This window comes from Faecalicoccus sp. (genome assembly GCF_036552745.1).
Taxonomy (GTDB): domain Bacteria; phylum Bacillota_I; class Bacilli_A; order Erysipelotrichales; family Erysipelotrichaceae; genus Faecalicoccus.
Window position 1 is genome coordinate 21588 of sequence record NZ_JAXKBY010000117.1, and the last position, 7062, is coordinate 28649.

The 7062-nt window shown below is 43.5% G+C and carries 9 protein-coding genes; 1 reads left to right on the forward strand and 8 read right to left on the reverse strand.

What is annotated here, in order from left to right; translation table 11 throughout:
* Nucleotides 1-16: 16 nt before the first annotated feature.
* Nucleotides 17-784, forward strand: coding sequence for a biotin--[acetyl-CoA-carboxylase] ligase (locus U0M88_RS05740; protein ID WP_331869184.1), 768 nt, complete (start codon nt 17-19; stop codon nt 782-784).
* Here U0M88_RS05740 and U0M88_RS05745 read toward each other — a convergent pair.
* From U0M88_RS05745 to U0M88_RS05780, 8 genes are read right to left on the reverse strand one after another with little or no spacing between them, the layout of a single operon-like run.
* Nucleotides 748-1443 carry a lysophospholipid acyltransferase family protein gene (locus U0M88_RS05745; RefSeq protein WP_167698326.1) on the reverse strand — a complete coding sequence of 232 codons (696 nt, stop codon included), beginning with the start codon at nt 1441-1443 and terminating at the stop codon, nt 748-750. The genes U0M88_RS05740 and U0M88_RS05745 overlap by 37 nt on opposite strands.
* Entirely contained in the window at nt 1434-1760 is a 327-nt protein-coding gene (locus U0M88_RS05750; protein WP_167698327.1) for a holo-ACP synthase, read from the reverse strand. The genes U0M88_RS05745 and U0M88_RS05750 overlap by 10 nt, the downstream gene beginning before the upstream one ends.
* Nucleotides 1760-2191, reverse strand: a complete 432-nt coding sequence (fabZ, locus tag U0M88_RS05755; RefSeq protein ID WP_022789553.1) for a 3-hydroxyacyl-ACP dehydratase FabZ — start codon at nt 2189-2191, stop codon at nt 1760-1762. The genes U0M88_RS05750 and fabZ overlap by 1 nt, the downstream gene beginning before the upstream one ends.
* 2 nt (nt 2192-2193) lie before the next feature.
* Nucleotides 2194-3429 (reverse strand): beta-ketoacyl-ACP synthase II, encoded by a 1236-nt coding sequence (fabF, locus tag U0M88_RS05760; RefSeq protein ID WP_331869185.1) that lies wholly within the window; start codon nt 3427-3429, stop codon nt 2194-2196.
* A 9-nt stretch (nt 3430-3438) separates the two neighbouring features.
* On the reverse strand, nt 3439-4182 hold the full coding sequence (gene fabG / locus U0M88_RS05765) for a 3-oxoacyl-[acyl-carrier-protein] reductase (protein WP_331869186.1): 744 nt from the start codon (nt 4180-4182) through the stop codon (nt 3439-3441).
* Nucleotides 4170-5105 (reverse strand): ACP S-malonyltransferase, encoded by a 936-nt coding sequence (fabD, locus tag U0M88_RS05770; RefSeq protein WP_205139523.1) that lies wholly within the window; start codon nt 5103-5105, stop codon nt 4170-4172. The genes fabG and fabD overlap by 13 nt, the downstream gene beginning before the upstream one ends.
* A 3-nt stretch (nt 5106-5108) precedes the next feature.
* Nucleotides 5109-6170, reverse strand: a complete 1062-nt coding sequence (locus U0M88_RS05775; protein ID WP_331869187.1) for an NAD(P)H-dependent flavin oxidoreductase — start codon at nt 6168-6170, stop codon at nt 5109-5111.
* Nucleotides 6164-7060, reverse strand: coding sequence for a nitronate monooxygenase (locus U0M88_RS05780; protein ID WP_331869188.1), 897 nt, complete (start codon nt 7058-7060; stop codon nt 6164-6166). Before U0M88_RS05780 ends, U0M88_RS05775 begins: the two co-directional genes overlap by 7 nt.
* Between the last annotated feature and the right edge of the window lie 2 nt (nt 7061-7062).

The following is a 7062-nucleotide window of genomic DNA, read 5'->3' on the forward strand; positions in this document are numbered from 1 at the left end:
ATGGTATGATAAAAATATGCTTTACTATGTTGATCCGTTAAAAAAAGAAAATATTGAACAAAACTGCCCTTCTTTTTATGATATCCATATTTTTGATATCTTAGACAGTACGAATACATGGCTTCAAGAACATAGCGGACTACCGGAAGGCACCGTAATACTGGCCGATGAACAAACACAGGGAAGAGGACGAAATGGAAGAAGTTTTCATTCGCCTAAAGGATCCGGAATCTATTGTTCTTTACTTTTAAAACCCCGGGAAAACCTTTTGGATGTACTGGAATGTACGGCAATGGCAGCTGTTGCCTGTATCAAAGCCATTGAAGAACAATATAACTTAACTTGTTCCATCAAGTGGCTTAATGATATTTTGCTGGATCAAAAAAAACTGGCTGGTATTCTCTGTGAAGGAAAACTGTATCAAAACCACATGGAATATCTGATCATCGGCATTGGCATCAACGTCCATTCTTTTATTCGTTCCAAGGAACTGGAATCTATTGCGGCATCAATTGAAGATTATACAGCCATAAAAAAAACTCGCAACGAACTGATTGCGAAGTTTCTTACTGCTTTTTACTCTTATTATTCCAAATCCGATGATTTTCGATCTTTATATCGTCAACGTTTGGCATTTGTACAAAAGACGATTCAAGTCATCACTCCACAGGAAACCTATAGTGCCGTTTTACTGGGTGTCGATGATCGATGCCGTCTAAAGATCCAAAAAGCAGATGGCTCCATCGATTATTTATCTTCCGGAGAAATCTCAATTCGACTTTGAATCCAGTCATGCAGCTGTTGGGCCAGATCTTCCTGGTCCATTTTTTTATATTCTTCTGGGCGAATCGGTTTTCCGTACTCAATGCCTAACCGTTTTGTCTTATCGCCTTTGATATCAAAACTGTACGATTTCTTTAAAGCAATCGGAACGATCGTAGCTTTGGATAAATATGCCGGCAAAAGAGCACCCGCCTTAAAATCGTGCATGGTATCGCCCATTGAGCGAGTTCCTTCCGGAAATACTAACAGATTCTTTCCCTGCTTTAGTTCCCTTGCCGCTTCTCTTAACATATGGACATTGCCTTCTCTGGATTCTCTATCAAAATGGATCGTACCAATATTGCAGGCCCAACGACCAAAGATTGGCATCGTTTCATTTTCTTTTTTCGAGATAAAAGCCAAGTGGACAGGGGAACTGGCCAAGATCAAAGCTGGGTCCAGCGTACCCTGATGATTGGATACAAAATAGATGGTTTCCTGCATCGGCACATTTTCAACACCTTGTACCTGCAATCGATAGCCTAAAACCTTAAGGATCAATGTGCTCCATTTTTCTAAACGAATCTGACTTTCTTCCTGCGTTTTGTTCTGGTAAATCTTTGAACTGATCCAGGAAGCTGGTAAAAACGGTAATGCTTTAACGATCTGTGTTATTCGCACACGGATTCCTCCTTACAGGCAATGGCTACAGCCATCGCAAATGGCCCATCATGGGAAATGGACACTTGAATCTGATAGCCCTGATAATGTATCACATCTTTGGGATCGACTTCGATTTCTGAATACGCTACCGGTATCGGCAATGCTTTGACAATGGCTTCTCTGGCCGCAAAGCGTCCGGCTAAAAACTCTTTCTGTCTTTGTCCATGCAGTTCTTGAAACTGGCTGTATTCTTTAGGACTCAACAAACGTTTGGCAATTCCCTGCACATTTTGAATCCTGTCGATCTGGACCAGATCACAGCCAATCGTTGGCATTAGGCCTCCTGCAGAGCACATAAGATTTCACCGGAAGCTGCTTTTTCGCCATCCACTGTTGCTTCGCAGCTGGCAATACAGATACCACCGATCATGCGTTTAAACTGTACGGTCATCTTTAATACATCACCAGGTACGACCGGTCTTGAAAAACGCATCTTATTGATACCGGCAAATAAAGGAAGTTTTCCTTTGTTGGCCGGATCTTTCAACAACAATACCGCACCGGTCTGTGCCATGGCTTCTACGATCAAAACACCCGGCATTACACTATGTTGCGGATAATGGCCTAAAAACTGCATTTCATTGGCACTTACACATTTGATGCCTACGATCGTTTTGGTTTCTTCATCGATCGATTCAATCTTATCTACCAATAAAAACGGATAACGATGGGGAATAATCTGTTTGATTTCTTCATTTGACAACATGTTTAGTCCTCCCATTTTTTAAAGATCAAAGAGGCATTATGCCCACCAAAACCTAGAGAATTGCTCATAGCATACCTTATATCTTGTTTTCGTGGTGTGTTGGCCACAATATCCAAATCGCATTGTGCATCCGGATTTTGATAGTGGATCGTTGGGGGAATCAGACTATTTTGTAGAGCCTTGATACTGATGATGGCCTCAATGGCACCACTGGCCCCTAATAAGTGTCCGGTATTACTTTTCGTACTGGACATGGCCAATTTATAAGCGTGTTCTTTAAACGCTGCCTTAACGGCTGCCGTTTCCGTTTTATCATTCAATGAAGTGCTGGTTCCATGGGCATTGATATAGTCAATGGCTTCCGGTACGATCTTGGCATCTTCGATGGCCTGTACCATGGCCTGTGCCCCACCGGATCCATCATCCAATGGCGCTGTGATATGATGGGCATCACAGCTGGCACCATAACCTACGATCTCTGCATAAATCTTTGCACCTCTGGCTTTGGCATGTTCCAACTCTTCCAAAACCAATGCACCGGCACCTTCTCCCATCACAAAACCACTGCGATCGGCATCAAAAGGAATACTGGCACGATTGGCATCTTCACCGGTATGTAAAGCGCGCATCGACTGGAAACCGGCAATGGCCAATGGTGTGATGGCTGCCTCGCTACCTCCTGTCAACATAACATCCTCATACCCGTCACGAATGCGATGGAAAGCTTCTCCAATCGCATTGCTGGCGGCAGCACAGGCTGTTACCACACAAGAAGTGGCTCCTTTTAAACCCCAATCAATGGCCACCTGACCGGCTGCCAGATTGGCCAAAGACATAGGAATAAAGAAAGGAGATACACGAGACGGACCACGGCCTTCCAAAGTCTTGGATGCCTGTTCGATCGTATCGATGCCTCCGATTCCAGAACCAATCATACAGCCAAAACGCATCGCATCATCCGGATCTTTTTCAAATCCGGCATCGATCATTGCCTGTTTGGAAACAATACGGGCAAACTGCGTAAAACGATCATTGAACTTCAAATCACGTTTGGAGAAGTAAGCTTCCATATCCAGGTCTTTGACTTCTCCGGCAAGTTTTACTTTATAATCCGATGTATCAAAATGTGTAATCGGGGCAATCCCGCATACACCTTGTTCAATGCTGTTCCATACAGTATTCACATCATTTCCAATTGGGGAAACAGCGCCCAATCCTGTAATCACTACTCTTCGCATAGGACCCTCCTACATGACCATGCCGCCATCGACATGAATGACCTGACCGGTTACATAGCTAAAAGCATCGCTAGCCAGTGCTACACAGACATTCGCTACATCTTCCGGTTTTCCAAATGTTTTTAATGGAATTTGTTCCATCATTTTTGTTTTATCTTTCTCTGCCAGTTTAGCTGTCATATCCGTATCGATAAATCCCGGTGCAATCGCATTGACACGAATCTGTCGTAATGCCAGTTCTCTGGCTGCCGATTTTGTCAGACCGATCACACCGGCTTTACTGGATGCATAGTTTGCCTGTCCGGCATTTCCAATCAAACCCACTACACTGGACATATTGATGATCGAACCAGAACGTTGTTTCATCATGATACGTGATACATGTTTGATACAGTTAAACGTTCCTTCCAGATTGACCGCAATGACTTTATGAAAATCTTCTAAACTCATTCGCATCATCAATCCATCTTTATTGATTCCAGAATTGTTGACCAGCACATCAATACGACCAAACTGCTCCATTGCCTGATCGATCATCGCTTTAACTTGTTCATCCTTAGATACATCCGCCTGTATCGTAATCGCCTTAACGCCATAGCTTTCGGCTTCCTTTAGTACCGATTGTGCCGCTTCTTTTGAACCATTATAGTTAATGATTACATTATAACCGGCCTGCGCAAATGCCAGGGCAATGGCTTTACCGATTCCTTTTCCGGCCCCTGTGACCAGTGCTGTCTTTTCTACTTGTTCCATGCTTCAACCATTCCTTCCAGATCTTTTACCGTATTGATCGTATAAACCTTTACGCTTCGATCGACTTTCCGTACAAATCCACTTAATGTTTTTCCTGGTCCGATTTCTACAAAGGTATCCACACCATCACGAATCATATTGCGAATCGTCTGTTCAAAGCGTACACTGTGGCAAATCTGTTGTTTCAAGATTTCAATCAGATCTTCGGTAGAGTTTACCGTTTCTTTATCGCCACTGATATTGTGATAGACCGAAAGTTTTGGCAGACTTAACTTGCTTTGTTGTAAGACCCTTTCCAGTTCCAGACTGGCATCCTGCAGTAAAGAACTATGGAAAGCACCACTGACACTTAAAGGCAGTACTCTTCGTGCACCTTTTTCCATCAACAAAGCTTCTGCCTGCTCCAAGGCTTCCTTTTGTCCGGTTACAACGATCTGTCCCGGGCAGTTATAATTGGCAATTTCTAAAACCAGCCCTTTACTTTGTATCTCCTTACAAACCTCTTCAATCTTTTCTGCCGATAACCCCAAAACAGCCGACATTCCTGTTGTCCCGGCCGGTAAGGCATTAGCCATCAAAATTCCTCTTTGACGAACGATATCAATAGTACTTTGGGCATCCATCGCTCCGGCATAACATAACGCGCTGTATTCACCAAGTGATAAACCGGCGCAAACATCACCCTGAATTCCTTTTGTTTTAATGGCTTCTAAAATCGTTAAAGAAGCTGCCACAATCGAGCTTTGGGCATAGGCTGTATCGTTCAAAGTTTCCTGTGGCCCTTCAAAGCACAGCTTTTTGATATCATAATCACATGTAAAGGAATCCATCAGCTCTCGGCTTTCTGGACAATGATCATAAAAATCCCTGGCCATACCGACAATCTGAGATCCCTGTCCCGCAAACAGAAATGCTGTTGTCATAAGTTATCCTTTCCTGCCTGTTTTCAGGCTTTCCATCAATGTATGTACATCTGTCATTTCATTTATTATTTCCGCACTGGTTCCCGTAAAAAACAAACCATTTTCCTGATCTCCCTGTACCGCACGAATCAAAGCTCGTGTTATACAATACGGTGTATCACCAGGATGACAAGGAATCATACAACCTAAACAATTTGTGATTCTTTGATTTGCCTGTTTCTCTGTCTTTTGAACAAAGGCATTGCGAACCGCTCTTCCGGGAAAACCGGCCGGGCTTTTGACATATACGATATCTTCCTTTTTAGCTTGTATGATCATCTGTTTAAAGTTTTCATGGGCATCACATTCTCTGGTAGCGATAAAACGTGTAGCCATTTGTACACCATCCGCTCCCAACTCAATGAAATGTTCAATATCTTCATGAGTAAAAATGCCTCCGGCTACAAAGACCGGAATTTCTTTTTGATATTTTTGACGAAAGACTTCCAATTCTTGTTGAACATCCTTTAAGATTTCTTCCAGAGATTGAAATGTACCTTCCTGTAATTCCTTTAGCTTAAAGCCTAAATGTCCGCCGGCTTTCTGTCCTTCAATGACCACAAAATCCGGTGCTGTGTTATGATGCGAATCCCATCTTCGACAGATCAGACGACATGCCTTTCCACTGGATACAATAGGCGCCAACAAGACATTACCATCGCTGTATTTGGGCAGATCCAATGGCAATCCGGCGCCGGAAATGATCGCATCAACACCGGCTTCTATAGCTGCCTTGACATAGGTTCCATAATTCTGACTGGCCACCATAATATTGACACCTAACAAACCACGTTCGGTCATCTTAGCTTTCTGAATTTCTCTTTGAAGCGCACGGATGTTGGCCTGAATCGGCTGGGTTTCAAAATCCGGCTCCTGAAAGCCTGGCATAGCGGCAGATATCACACCCATACCGCCTTCTTTTCGAACAGCCAGAGCTAAGTTGGATAAAGAAACACCGATTCCCATTCCACCTTGAATGATCGGAACTTCCAAGACCTTATCTTTGATCTTTACCGGTTTTAACATTCTAAGGCCTCAATTTTCTGTTTCAGTTCTTCAAACTGTCTTTTTGAATCCTGCATCATCATTTCAAAAATGATTGCTAACGGACGAATTTCTTTACATAGACCGGCAACCTGTCCCATCATGACCGAACCGGTTTTCATGTCTCCTTCAAAAACAGCTCTGCGCAAACCACCTAAGGTCAGCTTTTCCATTTCTTCCGGCTTAGCTCCACTTTTTTCCATCTTTAAATACTGACGGCTCATTGAATTCTTTAAAATTCGAACCGGCGTATTTAATGTTCTTCCGGTAACCACGGTATCTGTATCTTTGGCCTTCAAAACCGCATTTTTATAAGCCTCATGAATCGGACATTCCTCACTGACCAACAAACAAGTTCCTACCTGTACACCAACAGCACCTAAGGATAAAGCGGCATTAAAGCCTCGTCCATCGGCAATACCACCGGCCGCAATGACCGGAATGTTAACCGCATCGACAACCTGTGGGATTAATGCCATCGTTGTTTGTTCATTAACATGGCCTCCGGCTTCGGTTCCCTCGGCAATGATGCCATCGGCTCCGGCTCTTTCCATTCGGATTGCCAACGCTACACTGGCTACGACTGGAAAGACTTTGGTTCCACTAGCTTTTAACATTTCCATATATTTTCCGGGATTTCCGGCACCGGTTGTGACAACTGGCACTTTTTTTTCGGCAATCACCTGCATGATCGTATCGGTATCCGGATTCATCAACATCACATTGACTCCAAACGGTTTATCCGTTAATGTCCGAATTTCATCAATGCTTTTTGCAACCTGTGCCGCATTCATTGCACCGGTTCCTAAAATACCTAAGGCGCCGCTGTTTGATACATCGGCCGCAAAGCGAGCTGTCGCAATATTGGCCATAG